This window comes from Streptomyces sp. NPDC047117 (assembly GCF_040643545.1).
Lineage (GTDB): Bacteria > Actinomycetota > Actinomycetes > Streptomycetales > Streptomycetaceae > Streptomyces.
In genome coordinates this window covers 218,804-244,727 of sequence record NZ_JBEYUN010000013.1, presented here as the reverse complement: position 1 = coordinate 244,727, position 25,924 = coordinate 218,804, and the positions used below count along the sequence as shown (strand labels likewise).

The window sequence follows — 25,924 nt, the reverse complement described above, 5'->3', positions numbered from 1 at the left end:
ACCGGTGGGCCGGGTGACGGTCGTGATGGAGGTGGACGGGCGGCGGCGCACCGCGGAGGTCCCGCCCAACACCGTGCTGCTGGATCTGCTGCGCGAGGGGTTCGGCCTGACCGGTGTGAAGGCGTCCTGTGAACGCGGGGTGTGCGGCGCGTGCACGGCCCTCGTGGACGGCGTGCCCGCCGCCTCGTGCAGCGTCTTCGCGTTCCAGGCGGACGGCGCCACGGTCGAGACCGCGCACGGCGCGGGCCACCCGGACGGCGGGCTCGGCCCCGTGCAGCGGGCCTTCGCCGAGTGCGGCGGCTTCCAGTGCGGCTACTGCACCCCCGGCATGATCATGCTGACCACCGCCCTGCTGCGCGAACATCCCGACCCCGCCGAGGAGCAGATCCGCGAGTGGATCTCCTCGAACGTCTGCCGCTGCACCGGCTACGCCATGATCCTGGACTCGGTACGGAGGGCGGCGCAGCTGTGCCGCGAGGAGGCCGCCCGATGAGCACCGCCCCCGCGACCGTCGGCGCCGCGGCGCCGCGCCACGACGCCGCGCTCAAGGTCTCCGGCGCCGCCCGCTACACCGCCGACGTCCGCCTCCCCGGCATGCTGCACGCCAAGGTGCTGCGCAGCCCGCACCCGCACGCCCGGCTGGTGTCCGTCGACGCGGACCGCGCCCGCGCGCTGCCCGGCGTGCACGCCGTCCTCACCCGCGACGACCTGGCGGGGCTCGACCCGTACTACGGCTTCTTCATCAAGGACCAGCCGGTGGTCGCGGTCGACAAGGTCCGCTACGCCGGTGACGTGGTCGCGGCGGTCGCCGCCGAGGACGAGGCCACCGCGCTGCGCGCGCTCGCCCTCATCGACGTCGCGTACGAGCCGCTGCCCGCGCTCACGGACATCGAAGCGGCGCTGGCCCCCGACGCGCCCGAGCTGTTCGAGGAGAAGCCGCGCGGCGCCCTCCCGCCGTACGGCACCGGCGCCGCGGCGGAGCTGTGGCCGCGGAAGAACGTCTGTTACGAGTTCCGCTACGAGACGGGCGACGACGCCGTGTGGGCGGACTGCGACCACGTCTTCGAGGACACCTTCGTCTTCTCCCGGATGAACCACTTCCACCTGGAGCCGTTCGTCACCGTCGCCGACGTGCGCGCCGGGGAGAGCGAGCTGTGGACCTCCACCCAGAACCCCTTCCCGCTCCGCAAGGAGCTGGCCCGCGTCCTGCGCACCCCGGAGCACCGCATCCGGATCCATGTGCCGTACGTCGGCGGCGGCTTCGGCGCCAAGCACAACTGCAAGACCGAGCCGATCGCCGTCCTCCTCTCCCGTGCGGCCGGGCGCCCGGTGCGCTACTGCCTCACCACCGAGGAGGCCTTCCTGACGCTCAGCCAGCACGCCGCCCGGCTCGCGGTGAAGACCGGCGTCATGGCGGACGGCACGTTCGTGGCGCGGGAGAGCCATGTACTGCTGGACGCGGGCGCGTACACGGACGGCAGCCCGCTGGTCGCGGAGAAGGCCGGGTACCGGATGCCGGGCCCGTACCGCTGGCGGCACCTCCGCTCCTCCTGCGCGTGCGTGATGACCACGACGACCCCGGCGGGCCCGTACCGCGGCTTCGGTGCCACCCAGGCCACCTGGGCGAGCGAGAGCCAGGTCGACATGATCGCCCACCGCCTCGGCCTCGACCCGTACGAGCTGCGCCGCCGCAACCTCAAGGAGCTGGGCGAGCCCTTCGTCCCCGGCGAGAGCGGCATCGACAGCGACCTGGCCGAGGGGCTGGAGCTGGTCGCGAAGGAGCTGGGCTACCACAGCCGGGAGCGGCGGCCCTGGCGCGGCATGGGTCTGGCCATCGGCTTCAAGGACGGCGGCGGCGTCAACAAGCCCGCCACGGCCCGGGTCAAGGTCACCGCCACCGGCGGGGTGCACGTCGGCTCCGGCACGATCGAGATCGGCCAGGGCGCGTCCACGACCCTGTGCCAGGTGGCCGCCGAGGAGCTGGGCGTACCGCTCGCCCGGATCGCCTACGCGCCCGTCGACACCGCCACCACCCCCTTCGACCAGGGCACCAACGCCTCGTCCGGCATGACGGTGATGGGCCGTGCGGTGCAGCGCGCCGCCGCGGACGCCCGGTCCCGCATCCTCACCTTCGTATCCAGTCAACTGGGTTGCTCGGCCGATGAGTTGACGCTGGACGGTGACGCCTGGACCGTACGCCGCGGCACCGGCGCACCCGTCCCGCTCGCCGACCTCGTCGCCCGCGAATTCGGGCCCACCGGGTACGAGTTCACCGGCGAGGGGAGCTTCAAGGCGCCGGTCTCGCACGAGGCGCCGCTGGAGGCGCCGTGCCTGTTCTGGGAGATCGGCTGGGCCGGCGCCGAGGTCGAGGTCGATCCCGACACCGGCCGGGTCGCCCTCCTCCAGCTCGTGGCCAGCGGCGACGTCGGACGTGCGGTCAACCCGCTGCTCTGCCGCGGCCAGGACGAGGGCGCCGCCGTCATGGGCATGGCGCAGGCACTCTTCGAGGAGATGCGGTACGAGGACGGCGTCCTGCTCAACGGTGAGGCGCTGGACTACCGCGTCCCGATGGCCGAGGATCTCCCCGGCCGCTTCGTCTCCCTCACCCAGGAACAGGGCCACGGCCCCGGCCCCTTCGGCGCGAAGGGCGCGGGCGAGGGCGCCATGGTCCCGGTCGCCGCGGCCATCGCCAACGCCGTCCACGAAGCCACCGGCGCCCGGGTGACCCGGTTGCCGCTCAGCCCGGAGCGGGTGTTCCTGGCGACGGCGGCCGCCCGCGAGGGCCGCGCGTAGGAAGCGCGCGGCGGGTCAGCCGGACGCGCGGACGACCAGCCGGGGAGCGAGCCGGATCGCGCGGCTCGGGGCCGCGCCGCCGTGCGAGATCCGGTCCTCCGACCGCTCGGCGAGCAACCGCGCGGCCTCCGCCGCCAGTTCGCTGACCGGCTGCCGGACCGTGGTGAGCGCCGGGTCGGCCAGGCCCGCGAACGGCACGTCGTCGAAGCCGGTGACCGCGACCTCGCCGGGCACATCGGCACCCAGCTGGCGGAGCCGCTGAAGGGCGCCGACCGCGATGAGGTCGTTGGCGCAGACGATGGCGTCCGGGCGGGACGGCCAGATCCGGTCGACGGCCGCGCGTCCCCAGGCCACGGAGAAGTCGCCCAGCTCGACCCGGCCGGGGGCCGGCGGGTCCAGCACCGCGGCGCCCGCCTCGTACGCGGCACGCCGCTCGGCCGCCGCCGTGGTCGTACCGGCCGCGCCCACGAACCACGGGCGGCGCCGCCCCGCTGCAGCCAGGTGGTCGAGCACCAGCGCCATCCCGGCCGCGTTGTCCACCGCGACCGAGTCGGCGACGCCCGGACCGCAGCCGCGGTCCAGCAGCACCACCGGCACGCGCCGTGCGGCGTCCGCCACCGCGTCCCGGCTGCGCCGCTCGTCGACCGGTATCAGCAGCAGCGCGTCCACCTGCCGGTCCAGGAACTCCGCGATCCGGGCCGCCTCGGTCGCCGGGTCGTCGTCGCAGTCGGCGAGGAGCACGGCCCGCCCCTCGGCGTGCAGCGCGTGCTCCAGCTCCCGCACGAGCTCCGGGAAGAAGGGGTTGGTGATCTGCGGGAGGACCAGCCCTACGGTGCCGGTGGCGCGGCGGCGCAGCGCACGGGCGACGTGGTTGGGGCGGTAGCCGAGGCGGGCGGCGGCCTCCCGCACGGTGCGGGCGGTCTCGGCGCCGACGGGGCGGGTGCCGGCGAGCACACGGGAGACCGTGGCGATGGAGCAGCCCGAGGCACGGGCGACATCCTTGAGGGTGACTTCGGCCACGGTCGTGCCCTTCACTCGGCTCGGCTGGGCCGCCCGCACCGGCGTACGCTGCGGAAACGGCGGGCAAACGTTATCACCGGGTCCCCGCCCAGATCTGTGGGATGAATCATTGACAACTGCCCCGGTATGCGGGTGAACTCTTCGCGGCACTTCGGAGAACGATTTCCCATCGTTTCCTCCGAGGGTCACCGCACCACCGTTCAACAGGGCAAAGGGGCTCTTCCGTTGGCCAGAAAGATCATCCTCGACTGCGACCCGGGGCACGACGACGCGATCGCCATGCTCCTGGCCCACGGCAACCCCGACGTCGAGCTCGTCGCCGTGACGACCGTGGTCGGCAACCAGACGCTGGAGAAGGTCACCCGCAACGCGCTCTCCGTGGCGCGCATCGCGGGCATCACCGACGTACCGTTCGCCGCCGGCTGCCCGCGTCCCCTCGTACGGAACATCGAGACCGCGCCGGACATCCACGGCGAGACCGGCCTGGACGGGCCCGTGCTGCCCGACCCGACGTGCGTCCTGGACGAGCGGCACGCCGTCGACCTGATCATCGACACCGTGATGTCCCACGAGCCGGGCGAGATCACCATCGTGCCGACCGCGGGCCTCACCAACATCGCGCTGGCCGCCCGCAAGGAGCCGCGCATCGTCGAGCGGGTCCGTGAGGTCGTCCTGATGGGCGGCGGCTACCACGAGGGCAACTGGAGCGCGGTCGCCGAGTTCAACATCATCATCGACCCCGAGGCCGCGCACATCGTCTTCAACGCGGGCTGGCCGGTCACCATGGTCGGCCTGGACCTCACCCACCAGGCGCTCGCGACCCCCGAGGTGGCCGAGCGGATCGCCGCGCTGGGCACCAAGCCCGGCAAGTTCGTCGAGGAGCTGCTGGAGTTCTTCGGCACCGCCTACCGCGACCACCAGGGCTTCGAGTCGCCGCCGGTCCACGACCCGTGCGCCGTCGCGTACGTGATCGACCCGGACGTGATGACGGTGCGCCGGGCCCCGGTCGACATCGAGCTGACCGGCACCCTCACCAAGGGCATGACCGTGGCGGACTTCCGCGCCCCCGCGCCCGCCGACTGCAAGACCCAGGTCGCGGTGAAGCTGGACCACGGCCGCTTCTGGGACCTCGTCGTGGACGCGCTGGAGCGGATCGGCGATCCGGAGCTGATCGGCGAGAACCCGCAGAAGCCCGGGGACGTCCTCGCATGAACGCGTCCACCACGGCGGCGCCGCCCCCCGGCGGCCTGACGGAGCGGCCCGGCGTCCGGGTCGGCGTCCTGGTCACCGCGCTGCTGGCGGCGTGCTTCGCCTTCCAGCTCAACGCGTCCATGCTCAGCCCCGCGCTGAAGAGCATCGAGGACAGCCTGCACGCCACCTCGGCGGAGATCGGTCTCACCCAGACCGCGTTCTTCACCTCGGCGGCGCTCTTCTCCCTCTTCCTGCCGCGGCTGGGCGACGTCATCGGCCGCCGCAAGGTACTGGCCGGGATGATGGCCCTGATGGTGCTCGGCTGCGTCATCGCGGCGCTCGCGACGAGCGTGCCGATGCTCTTCGTCGGCCGGATCATCCAGGGCGTGAGCGGCCCGACCGTACCGCTGTGCCTGATCATGCTGCGGGTGGAGGTGACCGAGCCGAAGAAGTACGGCACCCTGCTCGGCGTGATCACCGCGGTCAACGGCGGCATCGCGGGCGTGGACTCGCTCGCCGGCGGCTACCTCGCCGACCACTACGGCTTCGGCGCGGTCTTCTGGGCCATGGCCGTCGTCGCGGCGGTCGCCGCCGCCCTGGTCGCCACCCTGACCCGGGAGTCCACCGCGCCCGTCAAGAGCCGGATGGACTGGCCCGGCGTCGTCCTCCTCGTCATCTCGGTCGGCACGCTGCTGACCGCGTTCAACGAGGCGGGCAAGCTGGCCGCCGCGAACTGGCTGCTGATCGGCGTGCTCGTCGTGATCTCCGCGCTCGCCTTCGCGCTGTTCTGGCGTACGGAGGGCCGCAGCGGTCACCCGCTGGTCGCCACCCACCACCTCAAGCAGCGCTCGACCTGGGCCCTGCTGCTGACCACGGTCCTCACCATGACCGGCGTCTTCGCCGTCATGAACGGGCTGATCCCGGCCTTCGCGCAGGACGCCCGAGCGGGCCTGGGCATGTCGGCCGAGGCGTCGGCGTGGTGGACCCTGACCCCGTACGCGCTCGCCGGCCTCGCGATGGGCCCGCTCGCCGGCCGGCTCTCCGCGACCTTCGGGTACGGCCGCATCCTGCGGTTCGGGCTCGTCGGCACGGTGGCGACGATCGTGCTGCTCATCATCACCAGCGGCGGCCACTCCCGGGTGCTGCTCCTGGTGCTGTCCATCATGGTCGGCATCGCCTACGCGGGCGTGGCCAACATCGTGCTCAACGGGCTCGGGATCGTCCTCTCCCCGCGCGAGAACCCCGGCTTCCTGCCGGGCCTGAACGCGGGTGCGTTCAACCTGGGCGCCGGCCTGAGCTTCGCGGTCCTGTACGCGGTCAAGACCGCCGTGGTCCCCTCGGATCCGGCGTCGACGTCGGGCTACACGGCCGCGATGATCGCGGGCGTCGTCATCATCGCGGCGGCGTTCCTGACGTCGTTCCTGATCCCCAAGCCGGTGTCCGCCGAAGCGGACAGCTGACCGACGGCGGGTGCGTGACGGTTGTTCCCTCACGCACCCGTCGTCGTGGCTGGTCGCGCAGTTCCCCGCGCCCCTGCTACCGCAGGTACGCGCCCAGCCGCTCGACCGCAGACGCATTGCGCGGGCTCTCCACCAGGTCCGCGTAGTCCAGCGTGATGATGCGCCTGTGCTTGATCGCGGAGACGTTCGCCAGCGGCTGGTAGTGCAGCAGGAACTGCTTCTTCCGCTCGGCGGTCGTGTCCCCGTAGTCGTTGATGACGATCACCTCGGGGTCCCGCTCGACGACGGTCTCCCAGCCGACCGTGGTCCAGGAGTCCGCGAGGTCATGGGTGATGCTGCGGCCGCCCGCCTTGTCGATGATCTGCTCCGGTGCCGCGTACCGCCCCGCCGTGAACGGCTTGTCCTGGCCGCTGTCGTACAGGAACACACTCGGCCGCGCGTCCCCCTTCGGCGCCTTCTTCCGTACGTCCGCGACCCGCTCCTTGAAGTCCGCGATCAGCTTCCGTGCCCGGTCCTCCACGCCGAACAGCTTCCCCAGCTGGGTGAGGTCGGTGTAGAGGGCGTCCAGCGGCGGCATGACCCCGCGTGCCGTGCCGTGGCCGTTCCGGCAGGACTCGGTGAGGACGTACGAGTCGATGCCGAGCTTCTTCAGGGACGCCGGGGTGATCCCGTTCTCGCCGAAGCCGTAGCCGTAGCCCGCGAACACCAGGTCGGCGTGGGCGTCGACGGCCATCTCCTTGGTGATCGCCTGCTTCGACAGCCACCTCGTCTTCTTGTACGCGCCCTTCCACGGCACATGGTCCAGGTCGCCCTTGTCGTCCGGCATGACGTACCCGGCCATCCGGTTTTCCAGCCCCAGCGCGAACATGATCTCGGTGATGCCCACGTCGTTGGTGACCACCCGCTCGGGCACCCGGTCGAAGGTGACCTTCTTCCCGCAGTTCTCGATGGTCACGGGCCGCTGCCCGGCGGCCTTGCCGTCCCCGGACGGGGGCGCCACGCGCGCGCCGCAGCCGGTGAGCGCGAGGGCGAGGCTGAAGGCGCCGGCGAGGGCCGCCGCCGGGCGGATACGGGTCACGGTCATGCGGGCTCCTGGTCGGGGAGTTCGGTGGGGTCGATACGGTCGAAGAGCAGCTGGAGGGCGCCGGTCACAGGGTGGGTGACGCGGTGCGCCCGTACGCCGAACACCTCGGCCAGCAGCTCGGTCCGGAGGACGTCGTACGGCGGGCCGGCCGCGACGACGCGGCCGCCGTCGAGCACGTACAGCAGGTCGCAGTGGGACGCGGCGAGGTTCAGGTCGTGCAGTGCGGCGAGCACCGTGAGGCCGCTGCGCCGCACCAGGGACAGCACGTCCAGCTGGTGGGAGATGTCCAGGTGGTTGGTGGGTTCGTCGAGGACCAGGACCTGCGGCTGCTGGGCGAGGGCGCGGGCGATCAGTACGCGCTGCTTCTCGCCGCCGGAGAGCGAGCGGAAGCCGCGCCCGGCGAGGTGGCCCGCGCCGACCCGCTCCAGCGCGTCGTCGCACAGCGCGGCGTCGGCGGCGGACCGCCCGCCGAACGGAGAACCCCGGTGGTGCGGCAGCCGGCCCATCGCCACCACCTCGGCGGCGGTGAAGTCGAATTCGGCGGCGGACTCCTGGGGCAGCGCGGCCAGCCGGCGCGCGGCAGCGCGCGCGTCCATCGCGTGCAGCTCGTCGCCGTCCAGCCGTACCGTGCCCGCCGCGGGCCGCAACGCCCGGTACACGCACCGCAGCAGCGTGGACTTGCCGCTGCCGTTCGGCCCGACCACCCCGACGACCTGCCCGGCGTCGGCGCGCACGGTGATGTCCTCGACGATGCGGCTGCCCGCCAGCTCGACCGTCACCCCTTCGACGTCGACACGCATCAGCGGCCACCCCCGAACGCGTAGCCGCCGCGCCGCATCAGCAGCAGGAAGCAGGGCACGCCGAGCACGGCGGTGACCACCCCGACCGGAAGTTCGGCGGGCGCGAGCAGCAGCCGGGAGACGATGTCCGCCCAGACCAGCAGCACGGCCCCGGCGAGCGGCGCGAGGACCAGCACCCGCCGGTGGTCGGCACCGACCAGCATCCGTACGACGTGCGGCACCATCAGGCCGACGAACCCGATCGCGCCGGACACGGCCACGACCGCCGCGGTGACGGCGGCGGTGACCACGAACAGCTCGGTGCGCAGCCGGCCCGCGCGCACGCCGAGTGCCGCCGCGGTCTCGTCCCCCATCGCGAGCGCGTTGAGCTGCCCGGCGCGGGCGCCGAGGCAGAGCGTCCCGGCGAGCACGGTGACGGCGGCGAGCGGCACCGAGCCCCAGGTCGCGCCGCCCAGGCTGCCGAGCAGCCACATCATCGCGGACCTGGCCGCCTCGCCCCGCTCGGCGCGGAAGACCATCAGGGTGGTGATCGCGGAGAAGCCGTACGACAACGCGGTACCGGACAGGACGAGCCGCAGCGGCGTCAGCCCGTACGCGGTCCGGGCCGCGGCGTACACCAGCGCCATCGCCGCGAGTGCCGACAGGAACGCGGACACCGACAGCGCCCACACGCCCAGCGCGGCGAACGCGCCCAGCAGGAGCACGGCGTTGGCGCCGACCGCGGCGCCGGAGGAGACGCCGAGCACGAAGGGGTCGGCGAGCGCGTTGCGCACCATGGCCTGCACGGCCACACCGACCGACGCGAGCCCCGCGCCGACCACGGCCGCGAGCACGGCCCGGGGCAGCCGGATCTCCCAGACGATGGTGTACCCGCCGGTCTCGTCGGCCCCGATCGTCCCGCCGGTGATCCCGGCCGTCAGAAAGTGCAGCGTCTCGCCCCACGACACCCCGGCCGAGCCGAGTCCGACGCCGCACACGAGGGAGACGAGCAGCAGGACGCCGAGCACGGCGGCCGAGGCGGGGACCGGCAGGCGACGGAGCGCGGGCGGTCCGGCCGCGGCGGGTGCCGGGGCGGTGGATATGGCGGGCACGGGCGGGCGTCCTTCGCCTCGGGCCGCGTCCGTACGCACAAGGGGCGGCGCACCCGGCACAGGCCGGTCGTCCGTGCGTCATCCCTCTCGCAGTCCGCGGCGAGCAGTCGGGAGATGTGCCACCCCGCGGGTCATCGGACTCACGCGAACGCCACGTACGGATCCCGCCGACGGGTCCGTGCCGCGCGCTCGCGCACACCGTTGCGGGTCAGCGCCGGACTCTCACCGGACTTCCCCCACGGGACACCCCAGCAGCCTAACAGCGCCCCAAACCCCCAGATCACGGTCCCACCGGACACGGACCACGGCCCCGGTCAGTCCCCCTTCGGCGCGAAAGCCCGCGCCACCGCCAAGCTGTCCTCGTACACGTGGTGCCGGGTGATGAGGCCGTTCTCGACGGTGAGGTGGAGGGCGAAGCGGGCGCGGTAGGGGCGGTGCGTCGCGCGGGCGGTCCGGCGGATCTCGCCGGTCACGACGGCGTCCGGGCCGTCGACGAGGATGCGCTCGATCTCCGTGCCGACGGCCTCGGGTAGGTGGTGCTCGGCGAGTTCGCGGTAGTGCGCGGCGGCGTCGGCGCGGGTGGTGCGGTGCCGGATCCAGGGGGTTTCGGCGCGGCCGTGTTCGTCCTCGGGCCAGTCGAGCTTCCAGTCGGCGTCGTCCGCGTACAGCTCGGCGATGCGCTCGGGCTCACCCTCGCCGATGCGGCGCAGCAGTTCCGTCACGACATCGCGGGTGGTGTCGGCCATGGTGTCTCCCCCTCCGGCGCCGTCCGCGCGGGCGCGCGCACGGGCCGCCCATCCTGGCAGGAGGGGCGGCCCACTGCGATCTTTTATCGGTTCGGGCGGCGGGGCCGCCGGACGGTCACTTCATCGGCTTCAGTGCGCCGCCGTGGTAGCGCACCGCCGGGTTCCAGAGGAGGAAGGAGTGGATGCCGTCGTCCTCGGCGGCGCGGATCTGGGCGGCCACCTCGGCGTCGCCGTAGGAGACGCCGAGGGAGAAGTCCTGGAGCCAGGGGACGATCTGGGCGTCGGTGTGGCGGGTCTTCTTCACGAAGTCGGCGAGGGACTTCTTGGTGATGGGGTACGGGTGGGAGTTCGGGTCGGAGACGCCGTACTCGCCCTCGGCCCAGTGCGAGGGGTAGACCATCGGCGCGATGTAGTCGCACTGCTTCGCGAACTTGCCGATGTCCTGGGCGATCTCCTTCGGGCGGGTGACCGCGACGCCGAAGACCGAGACGCCGAGGAAGGCGCCGTGTTCGCGGGCGACCGCGCGGGTCCGCGCGACCAGGCCGGCGATGGAGTCCTCCGGCGAGGTCTTGCCGAGGCCGGGGAAGGACATGCTGCTGAGCTTGCCGTCGGGGCGGCGGATGTAGTCGTAGAGGATGTCGTCGAAGCCGAGCTTCGCGGCCTCGGCGGCGAGGTCGAGGTGGTACTGGCGGACGTCCTTGTTCGCGAAGTTGGTGAAGGAGAGGGAGCCGTACTTGGAGCCGGCGCCGTACGGGCCGCCGTCGGGGGTGCGGACCACACGGTCGCGGTGGCCGTCCTTCCAGGAGGCCGAGGCCAGGACCGGGTCGCGGAAGGCGACGATGCGGCCGACGACCGCGCCGCCCGCCGCATGGATCTCCTTGATGGCCTTCTTCGCGTCGTAGTAGCCCTTGGCCGCGCCTATTTTCTTCGCGAGCGGCACCTTCGAGTCGTAGCTGATCTCGCCCAGTTCGTCCTTGATGTCGAGCTGAACGGCGTTGATCTTGTGCTCTTTCAGCAGCTTCAGCACGGGCTTCCGCAGCTGGTCGGAGGCCCATGCCTGGCCGCTGACGTGCACCGCGCGCATCGTGGGCCGGCGGACGGTGATCACCGCGTCCTCCCGTGCGGTGTTCCCGGCCTCGTCGGTGGCGACCGCGGTGGCCTTGGCCGGCGGCCGCGGCAGGGTCACGGCGAACGCGCCGTCCTTCCCCACGCGCGCCGTCCGGCCCGCGACGGTCACCTCGGCGGCGTCCTGCGCGCGGCCCTTGACCGTGACCGGGCCGCGCAGGCTGCGGCCTTCGGTGTCGGCGACGGCGAGCTTCGGCGGCGTGGTGTCGACCTTCAGTTCACGGGTGAGTTCGGAGCCGCCGAGCACGGAGCCCTCGGTGGCGACCTTCAGTTCGTGCGTGCCGTCCCGCAGGCCGTCCAGACCCACCGTCAGGTGCCGCCCCGTCGTCGTCACCGGAACCCGCTTGCCGTCCACGGTGACCTCGGCGCCGTGCAGGCCCTCCCCCTCCGGCGCTGTCACCTCCAGCCCGCCCTTGCCGACCGCGGAGGCGTTCACCACCCCGCCGGCGGACGCCCCCGCCAGCCGGAAGTCGGCGCCGCTGTGCTGCCGTACGAGGAGCACGCCGCCGACGACCAGCGCCATGGCCAGTACCCCGGCCAGAAGAATGACCAGCGGTCTGCGCGGGGAACGGTTACTGGAGGAATCAGCAGAAGCAGTCGAGGAGTCGGACGCCCCTGAGGCGTCCGAGGTGTTGAGAAAGAGCTTCTTCCAGTCGAGCCGCACAGGCACGCCCCTTCCAGGAGGTTTCGTGCATCTCCGTCGCCGTCGTCCCGTTCCCCTGCGCCGCCGGGGTCTTGTCCTCCTGTCCCTCCTCACCCTGGCAGCCTCGGCCGTCTCCTGCGCCGAGTCCCGCGGCGGTGCGCCACCGCCGGAACCCTCGGCTCCGAAAACCACCGGTGGTCGGCAGGATTCCCCCTCGGCCCGGCCTGAACCCCCGTCACATGGCAAGTCTCCGGCCTCGGTGCACGCCGACGAACTCGGCGCGGTGCCGGTCCTGATGTACCACCAGATCGTCAAGGACCCGCGCAGCGACTACGACCGCACGCCCGCGGAGTTCCGCGCCGAACTGGAACGGCTCGCGAAGGAGGGGTACGTGCCCGTCACCGCGGGCGACTACAGCACGGGGAAGATCGACATTCCGGCCGGGAAGCACCCCGTCGTCCTCACCTTCGACGACTCCACCGACAGCCAGTTCGCGCTCGGCGACGACGGCCGGCCGGATCCGGACTCCGCGGTCGGCGTCCTGCTCGACGTGGCCGAGCGGCACCGGGGGTTCACCCCGGCGGCCACCCTCTTCGTGAACGGTGACGCCTTCCCCCGCACGGGCACGAAGAAGGCCCTGCGCTGGCTGCACGCGCACGACTTCGAGATCGGCAACCACACGCTGGACCACGCCAACCTGCGCGATGTCTCCGCCGGGGAGGCGCAGCACCAGATAGCCGCCAGCCAGCAGGTCATCACCAAGAGCGCGCCGGGTGCGAAGGTGACCTCGATGGCCCTGCCGTTCGGCGTCCAGCCGAACCCCGCGGAGCTGGACATCAAGGGCGCGGCGGACGGGGAGCGGTACGCGTACGAAGGCGCCTACCTCGTGGGCGCGGGGCCGGCCGCCTCGCCGTACGCCGCCGCCTTCGACCCGGTCGGCATACCGCGGATCAGGTCGGCGGGCGCGCACGACAAGGACGCCCAATTCGGTTCCGCGCACTGGCTGGACGAGCTGCGGGACGGCGGGGTGAAGCGGTACACCTCGGACGGCGACCCGGACCGCGTCTCTTACCCGAAGTCGTCCTCGGACCGGCCCGCGAAGGAGTTCAAGGACCGGACCCGGCCGTACTGAGCCGCGCCACTGGCGCATCGCAGCACATCGGGGCGCGCACGACATCGTGCGCGCCCCGAGGGATGTCCCTATGCCTCGGTCGTGGACACCAGCGGAAACGGCTCCCGGCTCACCCGCTGCGCATCCTCCAGCGCCCGCCGGGCCCGGTCGTCCCGCGGCGCGATGACATGGAAGGCGGTGCCCAGCGCCCGGGCCCGCCGGAAGACCCGGATCAGCGCCGGCACCCCGCAGCAGGCGCACACCAGGGAGCAGGCCCCGAGATCCACCAGGAGGCTCGCCGCGCCCCGGTTGAGGAGGATGAGCATCTCCTCACGGGTCTGGGTGACGCGGGCGCAGTCGAACTCCGGCGGGCGGAGCACCACGGCACCGCCACCCGACTGAGTGCACCAGGAAGACCGGGGAGGACTCGTCATCACTGCTCCTGAACGGCCGGGCCGGCGCGCCGCACCGGCAGGGAATGCATCTGCCCACACGTGGTCCGCAGCATTGACGTGCCGTTCGGAAATCCGGTCACTCGTGCTCGGGGGAATTCCACGGTAGGGCGGCGGGCCGATACCCCGCCACCGCAGGGCCCGCCGCCACACGGCATTCGACGCGGATTCGCCCCGCGGGTTTACTTCCCGGTGGCCTGCCGGTTCAGTCCTTCAGCTGCGGCAATACCTTTGTGCGATAGAAGTCGAAGAATCCGCGCTGGTCCTGCCCGATCTGGTTCACATAGACGGTGTCGAATCCCGCGTTCGCGTACTCACTGAGCGCCGCGACATGCGCGTCCGCGTCATCGCCGCAGGTCACGGCGGATGCCACCTGATCGCGGGTGACCAGGGTCGAGGCCTGCTCGAAATGGCGCGGGGTCGGCAGTACCTGTCCCAGTTCGCCCGGCAGTTGTTCGTTGGCCCACAGCCGGTGCGCGGTGCTGATGGCTTCTTCCTTGTCGGTCCCCCAGCAGACCTTGAGGCCGCCGTGCACCGGTTTGCCACCGCCGCCGCCCCGCCGGAACCGTTCGATGGCGTCCGCGTCCGGCGCGACGGTGATGAATCCGTCGCCGATCCGGGCGGCCAGTTCCGTGGCGGTCGGGCCGAAGCCGGAGACATCGATTCGCACCGGTTCCTCGGGCACGGTGTAGAGCCGCGCGTTCTGCACGGTGTAGTGCTTTCCGTGGTGGCTGACTTCCTTGCCCTCGAAGAGCGACCGCATCACCTGTATCGCTTCTTCCAGCATTTCCAGCCGGACGGAGGTCTGCGGCCATTCGCCGCCCACGACCTGTTCGTTGAGCGCCTCGCCACTGCCCACGCCGAGCCGGAACCGGCCGTCCAGCAGGACCGCGCTGGTGGCCGCCGCCTGTGCCGTGATCACCGGGTGCAGCCGCTTGGTCGGGCAGGTCACGGCGGTCTCGACCGGCAGCGACGTGGCCTCGGCAAGCGCGCCGATCACCGACCAGACGAAAGGCGACTGCCCTTGTTCGTCATTCCAGGGGTGGAAATGGTCGGAGATCCACAGCGAGGTGAATCCGGCCTGCTCGGCCATCCGCGCCTGTTCCACCAGATCGCGCGGGTCGTGCTCCTCGCAGGACAGGAAATAGCCGTATTCCGTCATCACAAGCTCCTCGGATTCCTGGTCGCCCGCACGATCCCGGCGGCGGCCAGCGCACCGGCCGCGGCGGCCGCGATCAGGGCGCGGGCATGCTCGGTGGCCCACAGCTGGGCGGAGCGTCCGTGCGACGCGTCGTCGAAGGAGCCGTGGGCGCCGTGGTCCCGGCCGTCCGCGCTGTCGACCGGCTTCCAGAGGTTGTCCGGGCCCGGCGGCCGGGACTCCTGGTCCGTCTGCTGCGCCTCGTATCCCGTACGCGCCAGATGGCGGTCCAGGAGACCGGGGACGAGCCGGTTGGCGAGCACCGTGACCAGGGTGGAGCCGCCCACGCAGTACTGCCGGCGGCGGGGGTGCGCGGCCGCGTGCACGATGCCGCGCGCGGCGACCTCCGGCTGGTAGATCGGCGGGACCGGCTGCGGACGGCGCGGCAGCCGGGAGAGCACCCAGGAGAACTGCGGGGTGTTGAGGGCGGGCAGCTGGACGACCGTGATCCGTACGTTGCTCCGGTCGTGCAGCAGCTCGGTGCGGACCGAGGACGTGAAGCCCAGGATCGCGTGCTTGGCGCCGCAGTACGCGGACTGCAGCGGGATGGAGCGCTCGCCCAGCGCGGAGCCGGCCTGCACGATCGTGCCCGCGTCGCGCGGCTTCATCCGGGCCAGCGCCGTCCGCGTACCGTGCACGTAGCCCAGGTACGTCACCTCCGTGACCCGCTTGAACTCCTCCGGGCGCACCTCGGTGAAGGGCGCGAAGACCCCGGCGAAGGCGCAGTTGACCCAGACGTCGATGGGCCCGAACTCCGCCTCGACCGCGTCGGCGGCGGCCTCGACCTGCGCCGGATCGGCCACGTCGGTGGGCACCGCCAGGGCCCGGCCGCCGGCCGCCGCCACTTCTTGGGCGGCGGCCTCCAGCCCGGCCTGCCCGCGCGCCAGCAGCCCGACGCGCGCACCCCGGAGGGCGAATTGGCGGGCGACCGCGCGGCCGACGCCCGCGCTCGCTCCGGTGACCACGACGGTCCGGCCCTGGGGCATCGGCGGTCTCCTCCTCGCCGGGGGCCCGGCGAACGGGCGTCAGCCCTTCGGTCCGGACTCCTCGGGGGTGTGCGGGGGCGGTAGCGGGTCGGGGGCGGGGCCGGGCTCCGGGCCCGGCGTCGGGGGTGCCGGGTTCGGCGGTACCGGGTCCGGCTCGGGGCCGGGGGACGGCGCCGGGGGCACCGGGTCGGGGCCGGGTGCGGGCACCGGCCCGGGTGCGGGGCCGGGCTCCGGTCCGGGCGATCCCGGTCCCGGGCCTGGCGTCGGAGGCACCGGGTCGGGCGTGGTGGGGCCGGGGCGTCCCGGCGGCTGCGGCGTGGTCACGGATCCTCCAGCGAGTGCGGGCGGCCGTCGCGCCAGGGCGGGGGCGGGGGCAGTGCGCCTGCCCGCCGACCCGCCGGCGTCCCACGGGTGCCCGCGGGGCTCCGCCCCTAACGCCCGGCCGCGGAACCGGTTCGGTCAGTGCGTCACCGGAGTGGACCAGCGCAGCAGCGCGCCGAGCCCGCCGGGCGGCATCTCATCGGTGCGGTGGAGCATCACGGCCTGCGCGCCGCCGGCCACGGCGGACCGCAGCAGCGCGTCGTCGGCGCGGGCCGGGGCCGGGTGCACCTCGCCCAGGTACTGCATCTCCGAGCCGCGCGCGGCCAGCTGGTCGGGGTCGGGGCCGACCCAGACCTGGCGGCCGGCGTCACCGCCGTCGGAGCTGATGAGCAGCGTGTCGATGCGGTGCTCGCGGGCGGCCTCGATCAGCTGGGGCACACCGGCGGTGACGTCGGACTCGCCGTTGCTGCGGCCGCTGCCGGCCTGGAAGCGCTGGATGACGTCCTCGGTGTGGTCGAGTTCGAGGCCGGCGCGGACGTGGGCGATGTCGCGTTCCAGCCGGGTGCTGTCGGCGCCCCGGGCCCGGCCGCCGTGCTCGCTCTCGTACGCCACGGCGCGCAGTTGCTCGGGCAGCCGGTCGCGCACGGAGCGGCGCTCGCGGGCGTCCCCGGCCAGCAGGATCAGGTCGGCGCCGGAGTGCTCGAACGCCTGGGCCACGGCCTCGGCGATCTCACCGGCGTTGTGTTCCCAGGTGTTCTCGACCTTGAGCTGGAAGTGGCGCTCGGACCAGTCACCGCTCGCGGTCCGGTGGATGGGGTAGTCGTCGCCGCTGACCTTTCCCGCGCTGTCCCGCGCCGTGTCGCTGCGCAGCTCGAAGTCGGCGCCGGTCCGGTCCACGTACGCCACGAGGCACACCGGGTTCTCGCCCAGCGCGTCCAGCAGCGGGGCCAGCCGGGGCACCGGCGACCAGGTGGCGCCGCGGGTGACGGGCGGCCCGGCCAGCGGGGTGTCCAGGACGACCTCGCCGCGGGTGGCGAAGACCGCGCGGCCCGAGTGGGCCAGCGGCTGACCGGGACGGCCGAGCGTGGTCAGGCAGTCGTACACGGCACGGCAGGTGGCCTCGTCGGCGCCGAGCGCCGACAGCTGGTCGGCCGCGTTGCGTGCCGACAGCTCCTGCTGCTTGGCCGCGTCCTCCGTGCCATGGCTGACATCGGCATAGACGGACGCCCACGGGCCGGGTCGTTCGACGATCGGTTGCAGGAGCGAGAGTCGCATGGCGCATCCTCCTCGGAATGGGGCGTTCACCAGGTACGGGGACCGCTGAGGCGGGCCTCGCGGGCCGTGGGTTTCCGCTCTCCAAAGGCATCGTCGCTGCGGTGAGTGCATCACTCTCCGGGGTGCCCTGTATGCCACTGTTCATGCAGTTCGTCTTCACTGCGGCTGCACTGCGGTTCTGCTGTCTCTCGGGCCCCTCCGGTCACGCCACAGGCACGTAATCTCACGGGTTGCGGCGCTCCCCCTTCTGGTCCAGTGAGGTTTCTCCGCTTCGGATAACGGTTACCTGGCGAGCCGAGACACATGCCCAGAAGCCCTCGTCGGCGACTCCAGCACGGCGCGGAGCGGGAAGGAGCCTTCAGAGATGGCGGACAAGAAGCAGGAGCAACGGGAGCGGTACTACGCGCACGACGCGAGCGACGGCCCGCTGACCACCGACCAGGGCGTGCCCGTCGACCACACCGATGACTCCCTCCAGGCGGGCGAGCGCGGCCCCACGCTGATGGAGGACTTCCACTTCCGCGAGAAGATCACCCGCTTCGACCACGAACGGATCCCGGAGCGCGTGGTCCACGCGCGCGGCTCGGGCGCGTACGGCTACTTCCAGCCGTACGAGTCGTGCGCGGAGTTCACCAGTGCCGCGTTCCTGCAGGACCCGAGCGTGCGGACGCCGGTGTTCGTCCGCTTCTCCACCGTCCAGGGGCCCCGCGGCTCGGCCGACACGGTGCGCGACGTACGCGGCTTCGCGACCAAGTTCTACACCTCCGAGGGCAATTACGACCTGGTCGGCAACAACTTCCCGGTCTTCTTCATCCAGGACGGCATCAAGTTCCCCGACTTCGTGCACGCGGTGAAGATGGAGCCGCACAACGAGATCCCGACCGGCGCGTCGGCCCACGACACGCTGTGGGACTTCGTCTCGCTGCAGCCCGAGACGCTGCACACGATCATGTGGCTGATGTCGGACCGCGCGATCCCCCGCAGCTACCGCATGATGCAGGGCTTCGGGGTGCACACCTTCCGCTTCGTGGACGCGCAGGGCCGCGGCACCTTCGTGAAGTTCCACTGGAAACCCAAGCTCGGCGTGCACTCCCTGGTGTGGGACGAGGCGCAGGAGACGATGGGCCGCGACCCGGACTTCAACCGCCGCGACCTGTGGGACTGCATCGAGGCCGGCGACTACCCGGAGTACGAGCTGGGCGTACAGCTGGTCCCGGAGGCGGACGAGCACAACTTTGACTTCGACCTGCTCGACGCCACGAAGATCATTCCCGAGGAGCAGGTGCCGGTCCGGCCGATCGGGCGGATGGTCCTCAACCGCAACCCCGACAATTTCTTCGCCGAGACCGAGCAGGTCGCCTTCCACACGGCGAACGTGGTCCCCGGTATCGACTTCACCAACGACCCGCTGCTCCAGGCCCGTAACTTCTCCTACCTGGACACTCAGCTGCTCCGCCTCGGCGGCCCGAACTTCGCGCAGATCCCGGTCAACCGGCCGGTCTCGCCGGTCCGCAACAACCAGCGCGACGGCTTCCACCAGGGCGAGATCCACCGCGGCACCACCAGCTACACCAAGAACTCCCTGGCCGGCGGCTGCCCCGCGGTGGCCGGCGCCGACGAGTCCGCCTTCCGGCACCTGACCGAGAAGGTCGCCGGACACAAGATCCGCCGGCGCAGCGACAGCTTCCAGAACCACTACAGCCAGGCCGCGATGTTCTGGAAGTCCATGACCGAGTGGGAGCAGCAGCACATCATCGAGGCGTTCCGCTTCGAACTGGGCAAGGTGAACACCAAGGAGATCCGCGAGCGGACCGTCGCCCAGCTGGCCCGGGTCGACCACACGCTCGCCGTGGCGGTCGCCGAGGGGATCGGCGTGGCCCCGCCCGAGCGCCAGGAGACCCCGGACGTCACGCCGTCCCCCGCGCTCAGCTTCGAGAACAACCGCGGTGACGGCTCGATCGCCACCCGCCAGATCGCCGTCCTCGTCTCGGACGGCGTGGACGCCGACCAGGTCGACACGATCCGCTCCGCGCTCACCGCGCAGGGCGCGAACGTCGAGGTGCTCGCGCCGCACGACGGCGAGTTCACCGGCTCCGACGGCGTCACCCACCCGGTGGACCGCGCGCTGCCCACCGTCGCCTCGGTCCTCTACGACGCGGTGGTGCTCCCCGGCGACCCGGCCTCCGTGCCCCGTACGGCGCAGGACCCGGCGGTGCTGAAGTTCGTCCGGGACTCCTACCGGCACGGCAAGGCCATCGCCGCGCTGGGCACCGGCATCGACCTGCTGAAGATGCTGGACCCGGCCCGGCTGCGCACGGCGGACGAGCACGAGCACACCGTGTCCGACGAGGGTGTCGTCACGCACCACCCGGTCGGCCCGGCCAGTGAGCAGTTCGCGCAGGCCTTCATCGAGGCGGTCGCCGCCCACCGGCACCGGAACCGCCCGCCGCTGCGCCGCTGAGCGCGCCGCGGGGACATGAGGAAGGGCGGGTGGTCCTCGGACCGCCCGCCCTTCTCTGTTGTCGCGTGGAGGGTCGGCTAGCCGTCGCGCTTGCGCCGCCGGTGGCTGGTGTCGCACCACGGGTACCGGCGACTGCGGCGACACCTGCACAGGGCCACGCAGAAGCGGTCGGAGGCGACCACGCCGCCGTCCTCCAGCCGTACCTCGACCGGGCCCTCCACCAGCATCGGCCCGTCCTTCTCCAAGGTGACGCGGCGGACGTCCCCGGCCGCTGCCGGGCCGGACGCCCCCGCACGGGAACCGGGCGCTTCACTCTGCGCCCCGGAGTCATGTCCTTCGCTCGGCACGGATCACCACCAGCTCTTCCTTCTCCTCGTCCGGTGCCACCAGGCCCCGGCTGTGCAGCCAGCGCTGCCGGGACCGCAGGACGGGCCCGAAGGGCACGCAGCGGTGCTCGACCACCACGGCGTCCAGCCCCGCGGCGCGCAGCGTCCGCAGCGTCGGGTCGGTGCCGCTGAGCGCCGAGTGCACCATGAGCAGCACGCCGCCGGGCGCGAGCAGGCCCGGCGCGTCCCGGCAGATCCGGTCCAGCAGCAGCCGTCCGTCGTGCCCGGCGTCCCAGGCCCGCGCGCTGCCGCGCCGGGGCAGCACCGCGGCGGGCGCCGGGACGTACGGCGGATTGGTGAGGATCAGCCGGTAGGAGCGGTCCGCCACGGGGGCGAGGAGGTTGCCGCGCACCACGCGTACGGGCAGGCCCGCGAGGCGGGCGTTGAGGCGGGCCGCGAAGACCGCGCGCCGGGAGATGTCGACGGCGGTGACCGCGCCGCCGCGCCGGGCGGCCGCGAGCGCCAGGGCACCGGTGCCGGTACCGATGTCCAGCACCCGCGCGCCCGGCTCCAGCGGCTCCTGGCGCAGCGCGTCGGCCAGCAGGGCCGTGTCGTCCTGCGGGGCGTAGACCCCGGGAAGCGTTATCAAAGGCACAAATCAGGAGTACCCGGATAACTCTCTTTCACCAGCTCGGTACGGGGCGGCGCGGCCCGGCACCGTGACGCGGCCCGGCACCGGGCCGCGTCACGGCACGTGGACGAGGTCCGGTTCGATGGCCACCCGCAGCGACGACTCCCCCGCCCGCCAGGCGCTCAGGAGCCGTTCGCCGAAGCGGTCGTCCAGGAAGCCGGTGGCGTCGATCCCGAAGGCGATGTCCCGGTCCAGATGCGGCTCGGCCGCCAGCAGACCGTCGACGACCTCGTGCCGGACGACCTGCTCGTGCACGGCGTCGGCCTCGACGTGCTCGGTGTAGAAGAACTCGGCCGCCGGGCCCGCGCCGGCCCGTCGCATCGCCCCGGCCAGCCGGCGGGAGGCGGGCGAGGAGGCCACCTCCACCGCGGCGAAGTGCCCGACCAGCGCCCCGCGCAGCGCCCGGTGCAGCCCGAAGAGGGACATCAGGTTGACCACGGCCAGCATCTCCGCGCCGGCCGCGTCGAGGTAGCGCCCGTACGTGGTGTCCAGGCCGAGGTCCGTCATCAGGTCGGCGAAGAGCCGGGCGTGCACCCGCTCGGGCCGCCCGCCGCCGAACTCGTCGAACTCCACCGCCGCCATGCCCGCCTTCGCCCGGCCCCACAGCCGCGGCAGCACCCAGGCGTGCGGGTCGGCCTCCTTGAGGTGGTAAAGGCTCCGCTGGGCGGCGTATTCGCGCAGCTGGGAGCGGGTGCCGGAGCGCTCCAGTACAGGGGAGACGCCGTCTCCGCCGACCGGTTCGACGAGCAGCCCGGCCAGGGCGTCCGCCGCGCTCGTGTGCACGGTGGCGTCGGCCCGCAGCGCGTCGAGGAAGCGCCGTTCCAGTACGGCCCGGAAGCGCAGCAGCTCCGGGTCCCATTCGCGCTCGGGGTCGACGCCCGCGAAGCCGCGGTAGTGGAGTTCGTACGCCACGTACAGCGCCAGCTGCAGGTCGTCGCCGTACGGATCCGCCGCGGCGGCCGCGTCGTCCTCCACGGCCGGCGGGCCGCCGTCCCGCAGCGCGCCGGTCATGGCTGCCGAGACCGGCCCCCGGTCCTGCGGCAGTCCGGGCCCGGTCCGCTCGTCTCTCATCGCTGTTCTCCACCCCTGAACGTGGTCGGTGACGGGCACCGCCGCCGAGTGCCCCTCAGGCCCGTGGTGTCACCTCGACCCGCACCAGCCGGCAGCAGCGCTGGAGGATGCGGGAGACGTGCATCTGCGAGATGCCGACCTCCTCGGCGATCTGGCTCTGTGTCATGTCACGGAAGAACCGCAGGTAGAGGATGATCCGCTCGCGCTGCGGCAGGGCCCGCAGGACGGGCGCCGCGCACAGCCGCTCCTCGACCAGCTCCAGCTCCGGGTCCTCGTCCCCCAGGAAGTCGGCGAGGTGGAAGGAGTGGCCCGCGTCCGTGCTCATGGGGCACTCCAGCGACAGCGCGGTGTACGCGCCCTGGGCCTCCAGCCCGAGCACCACGTCCTCCTTCGAGAGCCCGGTGTGCTCGGCCAGGTCGCCGATGGTGAGGGTGGCGGTGCCGTTGCGGAATTCCAGCTGCTCGCGCGCCTGGTGGACGGTGGCCCGCAGCTCCTGGGTCCGGCGGGGCACATGGACGGCCCACAGGTCGTCCCGGAAGTGCCGCCGCAGCTCACCGAGGATGGTGGGGATCGCGTACGCCGGGAAGGGCGTGCCCGAGGCGGCGTCGAACCGGTCGACGGCCTTGAGCAGGCCGACCGCGGCGACCTGCCGCAGGTCCTCCTCGGTCTCGCCGCGGCCGCTGTAGCGGCGGGCGAGCCGGTTGGCCATCGGCAGCCAGCCGCAGACGATCTCCTCGCGCAGCCGCTTCCTGACCGGGCCGTCCGGAAGCGTGGCCATTCGGGCGAATGCGGCGTCGGTGTCCGGGGTATCCGGATGGCGGCGGAGCGCGGTGGAGGCAGCCATGGCTCTTCCCTTCCGGTCGGGATTCCGGCACCGGCGGAATCGCCATGAACGAATGTGCATGACCGCCCGTGCCCCGACCGCCGGAGAGTTTTTACTTTCCGACTGAAACACTCGTTTCCGAATCCCTCGGCCAGGCACCCGAACAGGCCCGGGACCGCCCGGCGGCGAACCCTCGGTTCGCTGCCCACATTTTCTCACTTCGCCGCCCGGCGCACGCGGACACGGCTTTGTGCACCGCTCGTCCTACTGCTTCGACGGGGGTCACTCCGGTACCGCCCGGCGTACCTCCGGTCCCGGCCCCGGAATTCCGCGCTGGTCCAAATGTGTGACACGTGTCGATTCCGGTTCCCGCGGGTACCCGGCGGACATGACCAGCTACGAGTCCTTGGCGGCTCCCAACCGAGACCTGCTCGTCGGCATCGGTCCGTTCGTGGTGGGCCTCGTCGTCGTGCTCCTGCTCATCGGCGCCGTGGGATACGGCCTGCGGCGCAAGCGCCGACGTTCTCAGCCGGCCCCGAATCAGCCCAGCACGCCTACGGCAGGCGGGTACGAAACGGGAATGCGTACGGGTGACGAAGTGACCGCCGACGGTCACCGTCGAATGCCGTACGAGTTCGACCAGACCCGCGGCACCCGCCCCTCCGACGGCGAACCCCCGAAATGGCAGGAAGGCCACAGCGGCTCCTTCGGTAACGGCTGACACCGCGGGCCGCGGTGTCGCCACCCGCCCCCTGAGCGGCCGCTCACGGAAAACGTGACCGGCCGCTCTCGGTCATGCCCGCCCGTTCCGCCGGACGGGTGAATATCGCGGCCGGCCCATTTCCCCGTGGGCACTCACCTGAATTTCTCTCTCCAGCAGAGCGCCTGTCCCGGAGCGGCCATCATTCAGCGGCCGTCGTCCGCCGGCACACGGACAGCCGCCTGCGCCTGACCGTCGCCCCCCGAGCACGGGCCGTTCGCCCCACGGTCGGGTCATCGGCATCTCTTCGTCACGCAATGATCGTGAGACGGGGTTTCGCTGCGTCCTCGTACGCCGCAAGAATTGCCCTGCGCACCATGCGCCTCGTCCACCCCCCACCGACGAAGAGGTCACCTGCCCATGCCGCATCTGGACCGCCGCCGCTTCCTGCAACTCGCCGGAGGCACCGCCGCCTTCACCGCGCTGTCCGGCTCCCTCGCCCGCGCCGCCGCGATCCCGGCCCAGCACCGCTCGGGCACCATCGAGGACGTCGAGCACATCGTCGTCCTGATGCAGGAGAACCGGTCCTTCGACCACTACTTCGGCTCGCTCCGCGGCGTACGCGGCTTCGGCGACCCGCGGCCCGTGAATCTGCCCAGCGGCAAGCCGGTGTGGCACCAGTCGGACGGCACGAAGGAGGTACTGCCGTTCCGGCCGGAGGCCGACAACCTGGGTCTGCAGTTCATCCAGGACCTCAACCACGACTGGGCCGGCAGCCACAAGGCGTGGAACGAGGGCAAGTACGACCAGTGGATACCCGCCAAGTCGGCGACCACGATGGCGTATCTGACGCGCGAGGACATCCCGTTCCACTACGCGCTCGCCGACACCTTCACCGTCTGCGACGCCTACCACTGCTCGCTGATCGGCTCCACCGACCCCAACCGCTACTACCTGTGGAGCGGTTACACCGGCAACGACGGCGCCGGCGGCGGTCCGGTCCTCGGCAACGAGGAGGCCGGGTACGGCTGGACCACCTACCCCGAGCGGCTGGAGAAGGCCGGCGTCTCCTGGAAGATCTACCAGGACATCGGCGACGGGCTCGACGCGGACGGCAAGTGGGGCTGGATCGACGACGCGTACCGGGGCACGTACGGCGACAACTCGCTGCTGTACTTCAACCAGTACCGCAACGCCAAGCCCGGCGACCCGCTGTACGACAAGGCCCGCACGGGTACGAACATCAAGCAGGGCGACGGCATGTTCGACCAGCTCAAGGCCGACGTCAAGGGCGGGAAGCTGCCGAAGATCTCCTGGATCGTGGCGCCGGAGGCGTTCACCGAGCACCCCAACTGGCCGGCGAACTACGGCGCCTGGTACGTCTCCCAGGTGCTGGACGCGCTCACCTCCGACCCGGAGGTGTGGAGCAGGACGGCGCTGTTCCTCACCTACGACGAGAACGACGGCTTCTTCGACCACGTCGTGCCGCCGTACCCGCCGTCCTCCGCCTCCCAGGGCCTCTCCACCGTGGACGTCGGCCCGGACCTCTACAAGGGCGGCAAGGGCTACGCCGCGGGCCCGTACGGGCTGGGCCAGCGCGTGCCGATGCTGGTCCTCTCGCCCTGGAGCAAGGGCGGCTACGTCTGCTCGGAGACCTTCGACCACACCTCGGTCATCCGCTTCATGGAGCGCCGCTTCGGCGTCCACGAGCCGAACATCTCGCCCTGGCGGCGCGCCGTCTGCGGCGACCTGACCTCGGCCTTCGACTTCGCCAACCCCGACGCGCGGCCGACCGAGCTGCCGGACACCGAGGGCTACCGCCCGCCGGACGGCGACCGGCACGACGACTACGTGCCCAAGCCGCCCGCCGACCCGTCCCTGCCCCGCCAGGAGAAGGGCTCCCGCCCGTCCCGGGCGCTGCCCTACGCCCCGTACGCCGACGGCAGGGCCGACGCCGCGGCCGGGAAGTACACGCTCACCCTCAGCGGGGGCGACAAGGCCGGCGCCGCCTTCTACGTCTCCGCCGCGAACCGCGGCGACGGCCCCTGGACGTACACCGCCGCCGCGGGCAAGCCGGTCTCCGACACCTGGAACACCGCCTACTCCAAGGACGTGTACGACCTCTCGGTCTTCGGCCCGAACGGGTTCCTGCGCGTCTTCAAGGGCCCGGGGAAGACCGCGGGCCCGGAGGTGACCGCACGCCACGACGCCACCACCGGCAACGTGACACTGACGTTCACCAACCCGGGCCGCACCGACGCGGACCTCACCCTGGCCGACGCGTACGGCAGCCCCGCGCAGACCTTCAAGGTCCGGGCGGGCGCCACCGTCACGCACACCGTCGACCTGCGCCCCTCCAAGCGCTGGTACGACCTGACGGTGACGTCCGAGGCCGACACCGCGTACCTCCGCCGGTTCGCCGGCCATGTGGAGACCGGTGAGGCGGGCGTGAGCGACCCGGCGATCCGCACCGTCTGACGGGTACCTCCTGCGTCCGGCCGTCCGCCTGCAGGGCGGGCGGCCGGGCCGCGGACGCCCCACCGGCCCGGCGGGATC

General features: G+C 72.3%; 22 protein-coding genes and 1 riboswitch. Of the genes, 8 read left to right on the top strand and 14 right to left on the bottom strand.

Going from position 1 to position 25,924, the window contains the following annotated elements; translation table 11 throughout:
- Nucleotides 1-25: 25 nt before the first annotated feature.
- Together ABZ840_RS25260 and ABZ840_RS25255 are read left to right on the top strand one after the other, a co-directional pair.
- Nucleotides 26-493 (top strand): (2Fe-2S)-binding protein, encoded by a 468-nt coding sequence (locus tag ABZ840_RS25260; RefSeq protein ID WP_361562539.1) that lies wholly within the window; start codon nucleotides 26-28, stop codon nucleotides 491-493.
- Entirely contained in the window at nucleotides 490-2,793 is a 2,304-nt protein-coding gene (locus ABZ840_RS25255; RefSeq protein WP_361562485.1) for a xanthine dehydrogenase family protein molybdopterin-binding subunit, read from the top strand. Before ABZ840_RS25260 ends, ABZ840_RS25255 begins: the two co-directional genes overlap by 4 nt.
- Nucleotides 2,794-2,808: 15 nt before the next feature.
- Here ABZ840_RS25255 and ABZ840_RS25250 read toward each other — a convergent pair whose 3' ends face one another.
- Nucleotides 2,809-3,813 carry a LacI family DNA-binding transcriptional regulator gene (locus ABZ840_RS25250; RefSeq protein ID WP_361562483.1) on the bottom strand — a complete coding sequence of 335 codons (1,005 nt, stop codon included), beginning with the start codon at nucleotides 3,811-3,813 and terminating at the stop codon, nucleotides 2,809-2,811.
- A gap of 225 nt (nucleotides 3,814-4,038) precedes the next feature.
- Between ABZ840_RS25250 and ABZ840_RS25245 the strand changes: the two genes are divergently transcribed.
- Both ABZ840_RS25245 and ABZ840_RS25240 read left to right on the top strand, forming a co-directional pair.
- A complete protein-coding gene (locus ABZ840_RS25245) occupies nucleotides 4,039-5,025 on the top strand; it encodes a nucleoside hydrolase (RefSeq protein ID WP_361562482.1) in 987 nt (328 codons plus the stop codon).
- Nucleotides 5,022-6,464, top strand: a complete 1,443-nt coding sequence (locus tag ABZ840_RS25240; RefSeq protein ID WP_361562480.1) for an MFS transporter — start codon at nucleotides 5,022-5,024, stop codon at nucleotides 6,462-6,464. The genes ABZ840_RS25245 and ABZ840_RS25240 overlap by 4 nt, the downstream gene beginning before the upstream one ends.
- A gap of 76 nt (nucleotides 6,465-6,540) precedes the next feature.
- On the opposite strand, the gene ABZ840_RS25235 is transcribed toward ABZ840_RS25240, so the two are convergent.
- From ABZ840_RS25235 to ABZ840_RS25215, 5 genes are all read right to left on the bottom strand, one after another.
- Nucleotides 6,541-7,548: an ABC transporter substrate-binding protein gene (locus tag ABZ840_RS25235; protein ID WP_361562478.1), complete on the bottom strand. Its 1,008-nt coding sequence runs from the start codon at nucleotides 7,546-7,548 to the stop codon at nucleotides 6,541-6,543.
- A complete protein-coding gene (locus ABZ840_RS25230) occupies nucleotides 7,545-8,348 on the bottom strand; it encodes an ABC transporter ATP-binding protein (protein WP_361562476.1) in 804 nt (267 codons plus the stop codon). Before ABZ840_RS25230 ends, ABZ840_RS25235 begins: the two co-directional genes overlap by 4 nt.
- Nucleotides 8,348-9,439 carry an iron ABC transporter permease gene (locus ABZ840_RS25225; RefSeq protein ID WP_361562474.1) on the bottom strand — a complete coding sequence of 364 codons (1,092 nt, stop codon included), beginning with the start codon at nucleotides 9,437-9,439 and terminating at the stop codon, nucleotides 8,348-8,350. The genes ABZ840_RS25230 and ABZ840_RS25225 overlap by 1 nt, the downstream gene beginning before the upstream one ends.
- 128 nt (nucleotides 9,440-9,567) lie before the next feature.
- Nucleotides 9,568-9,676, bottom strand: a riboswitch (cobalamin riboswitch).
- Between the two features lie 77 nt (nucleotides 9,677-9,753).
- The gene (locus ABZ840_RS25220; RefSeq protein WP_361562472.1) at nucleotides 9,754-10,185 is read right to left on the bottom strand and encodes a nuclear transport factor 2 family protein; all 432 of its coding nucleotides are present in this window, start codon (nucleotides 10,183-10,185) and stop codon (nucleotides 9,754-9,756) included.
- A 115-nt stretch (nucleotides 10,186-10,300) separates the two neighbouring features.
- Nucleotides 10,301-11,980, bottom strand: a complete 1,680-nt coding sequence (locus tag ABZ840_RS25215) for a putative glycoside hydrolase (RefSeq protein ID WP_361562471.1) — start codon at nucleotides 11,978-11,980, stop codon at nucleotides 10,301-10,303.
- Nucleotides 11,981-12,212: 232 nt separating this feature from the next.
- Here ABZ840_RS25215 and ABZ840_RS25210 point away from each other — a divergent pair, with 232 nt between their 5' ends.
- Nucleotides 12,213-13,085 (top strand): polysaccharide deacetylase family protein, encoded by an 873-nt coding sequence (locus ABZ840_RS25210; RefSeq protein WP_361562469.1) that lies wholly within the window; start codon nucleotides 12,213-12,215, stop codon nucleotides 13,083-13,085.
- 68 nt (nucleotides 13,086-13,153) lie between these two features.
- Here the strand turns inward: ABZ840_RS25210 and ABZ840_RS25205 are convergent, their stop codons facing one another.
- The 4 genes from ABZ840_RS25205 to ABZ840_RS25190 form a co-directional block, all read right to left on the bottom strand.
- Nucleotides 13,154-13,498: a hypothetical protein gene (locus tag ABZ840_RS25205; protein ID WP_361562467.1), complete on the bottom strand. Its 345-nt coding sequence runs from the start codon at nucleotides 13,496-13,498 to the stop codon at nucleotides 13,154-13,156.
- 223 nt (nucleotides 13,499-13,721) lie between these two features.
- Nucleotides 13,722-14,678: an LLM class F420-dependent oxidoreductase gene (locus ABZ840_RS25200; RefSeq protein WP_361562465.1), complete on the bottom strand. Its 957-nt coding sequence runs from the start codon at nucleotides 14,676-14,678 to the stop codon at nucleotides 13,722-13,724.
- A complete protein-coding gene (locus ABZ840_RS25195) occupies nucleotides 14,678-15,700 on the bottom strand; it encodes an SDR family oxidoreductase (RefSeq protein ID WP_361562463.1) in 1,023 nt (340 codons plus the stop codon). The genes ABZ840_RS25200 and ABZ840_RS25195 overlap by 1 nt, the downstream gene beginning before the upstream one ends.
- 459 nt (nucleotides 15,701-16,159) lie before the next feature.
- Nucleotides 16,160-17,296: a Vms1/Ankzf1 family peptidyl-tRNA hydrolase gene (locus ABZ840_RS25190; RefSeq protein WP_361562461.1), complete on the bottom strand. Its 1,137-nt coding sequence runs from the start codon at nucleotides 17,294-17,296 to the stop codon at nucleotides 16,160-16,162.
- 364 nt (nucleotides 17,297-17,660) lie between these two features.
- Here ABZ840_RS25190 and ABZ840_RS25185 point away from each other — a divergent pair, with 364 nt between their 5' ends.
- On the top strand, nucleotides 17,661-19,757 hold the full coding sequence (locus tag ABZ840_RS25185; RefSeq protein ID WP_361562459.1) for a catalase: 2,097 nt from the start codon (nucleotides 17,661-17,663) through the stop codon (nucleotides 19,755-19,757).
- A gap of 77 nt (nucleotides 19,758-19,834) precedes the next feature.
- On the opposite strand, the gene ABZ840_RS25180 is transcribed toward ABZ840_RS25185, so the two are convergent.
- From ABZ840_RS25180 to ABZ840_RS25165, 4 genes are all read right to left on the bottom strand, one after another.
- Nucleotides 19,835-19,984 (bottom strand): CDGSH iron-sulfur domain-containing protein, encoded by a 150-nt coding sequence (locus ABZ840_RS25180; protein WP_361562457.1) that lies wholly within the window; start codon nucleotides 19,982-19,984, stop codon nucleotides 19,835-19,837.
- A 100-nt stretch (nucleotides 19,985-20,084) separates the two neighbouring features.
- Complete coding sequence (locus tag ABZ840_RS25175; RefSeq protein ID WP_361562455.1) at nucleotides 20,085-20,738, bottom strand: HemK2/MTQ2 family protein methyltransferase; 654 nt, start codon at nucleotides 20,736-20,738, stop codon at nucleotides 20,085-20,087.
- 90 nt (nucleotides 20,739-20,828) lie between these two features.
- Nucleotides 20,829-21,845 (bottom strand): iron-containing redox enzyme family protein, encoded by a 1,017-nt coding sequence (locus ABZ840_RS25170; protein ID WP_361562453.1) that lies wholly within the window; start codon nucleotides 21,843-21,845, stop codon nucleotides 20,829-20,831.
- A gap of 55 nt (nucleotides 21,846-21,900) precedes the next feature.
- A complete protein-coding gene (locus ABZ840_RS25165; protein WP_361562452.1) occupies nucleotides 21,901-22,689 on the bottom strand; it encodes a SigB/SigF/SigG family RNA polymerase sigma factor in 789 nt (262 codons plus the stop codon).
- A gap of 367 nt (nucleotides 22,690-23,056) precedes the next feature.
- Here ABZ840_RS25165 and ABZ840_RS25160 point away from each other — a divergent pair, with 367 nt between their 5' ends.
- Both ABZ840_RS25160 and ABZ840_RS25155 read left to right on the top strand, forming a co-directional pair.
- Nucleotides 23,057-23,389, top strand: coding sequence for a DUF6479 family protein (locus ABZ840_RS25160; RefSeq protein ID WP_361562450.1), 333 nt, complete (start codon nucleotides 23,057-23,059; stop codon nucleotides 23,387-23,389).
- A 399-nt stretch (nucleotides 23,390-23,788) separates the two neighbouring features.
- Complete coding sequence (locus ABZ840_RS25155) at nucleotides 23,789-25,846, top strand: phosphocholine-specific phospholipase C (RefSeq protein ID WP_361562449.1); 2,058 nt, start codon at nucleotides 23,789-23,791, stop codon at nucleotides 25,844-25,846.
- The last annotated feature ends 78 nt before the right edge of the window (nucleotides 25,847-25,924 follow it).

Bases quoted from the DNA above. Each gene is read 5' to 3' on its own strand.
- ABZ840_RS25230 (WP_361562476.1), bottom strand. From the start codon at position 8,348: ATGCGTGTCGACGTCGAAGGGGTGACGGTCGAGCTGGCGGGCAGCCGC.
- ABZ840_RS25185 (WP_361562459.1), top strand. From the start codon at position 17,661: ATGGCGGACAAGAAGCAGGAGCAACGGGAGCGGTACTACGCGCACGAC.
- ABZ840_RS25190 (WP_361562461.1), bottom strand. From the start codon at position 17,296: ATGCGACTCTCGCTCCTGCAACCGATCGTCGAACGACCCGGCCCGTGG.
- ABZ840_RS25235 (WP_361562478.1), bottom strand. From the start codon at position 7,548: ATGACCGTGACCCGTATCCGCCCGGCGGCGGCCCTCGCCGGCGCCTTC.
- ABZ840_RS25165 (WP_361562452.1), bottom strand. From the start codon at position 22,689: ATGGCTGCCTCCACCGCGCTCCGCCGCCATCCGGATACCCCGGACACC.
- ABZ840_RS25255 (WP_361562485.1), top strand. From the start codon at position 490: ATGAGCACCGCCCCCGCGACCGTCGGCGCCGCGGCGCCGCGCCACGAC.
- ABZ840_RS25220 (WP_361562472.1), bottom strand. From the start codon at position 10,185: ATGGCCGACACCACCCGCGATGTCGTGACGGAACTGCTGCGCCGCATC.
- ABZ840_RS25170 (WP_361562453.1), bottom strand. From the start codon at position 21,845: ATGAGAGACGAGCGGACCGGGCCCGGACTGCCGCAGGACCGGGGGCCG.
- ABZ840_RS25160 (WP_361562450.1), top strand. From the start codon at position 23,057: ATGACCAGCTACGAGTCCTTGGCGGCTCCCAACCGAGACCTGCTCGTC.
- ABZ840_RS25200 (WP_361562465.1), bottom strand. From the start codon at position 14,678: ATGACGGAATACGGCTATTTCCTGTCCTGCGAGGAGCACGACCCGCGC.
- ABZ840_RS25260 (WP_361562539.1), top strand. From the start codon at position 26: ATGGAGGTGGACGGGCGGCGGCGCACCGCGGAGGTCCCGCCCAACACC.
- ABZ840_RS25180 (WP_361562457.1), bottom strand. From the start codon at position 19,984: ATGCTGGTGGAGGGCCCGGTCGAGGTACGGCTGGAGGACGGCGGCGTG.
- ABZ840_RS25155 (WP_361562449.1), top strand. From the start codon at position 23,789: ATGCCGCATCTGGACCGCCGCCGCTTCCTGCAACTCGCCGGAGGCACC.
- ABZ840_RS25205 (WP_361562467.1), bottom strand. From the start codon at position 13,498: ATGACGAGTCCTCCCCGGTCTTCCTGGTGCACTCAGTCGGGTGGCGGT.
- ABZ840_RS25195 (WP_361562463.1), bottom strand. From the start codon at position 15,700: ATGCCCCAGGGCCGGACCGTCGTGGTCACCGGAGCGAGCGCGGGCGTC.
- ABZ840_RS25240 (WP_361562480.1), top strand. From the start codon at position 5,022: ATGAACGCGTCCACCACGGCGGCGCCGCCCCCCGGCGGCCTGACGGAG.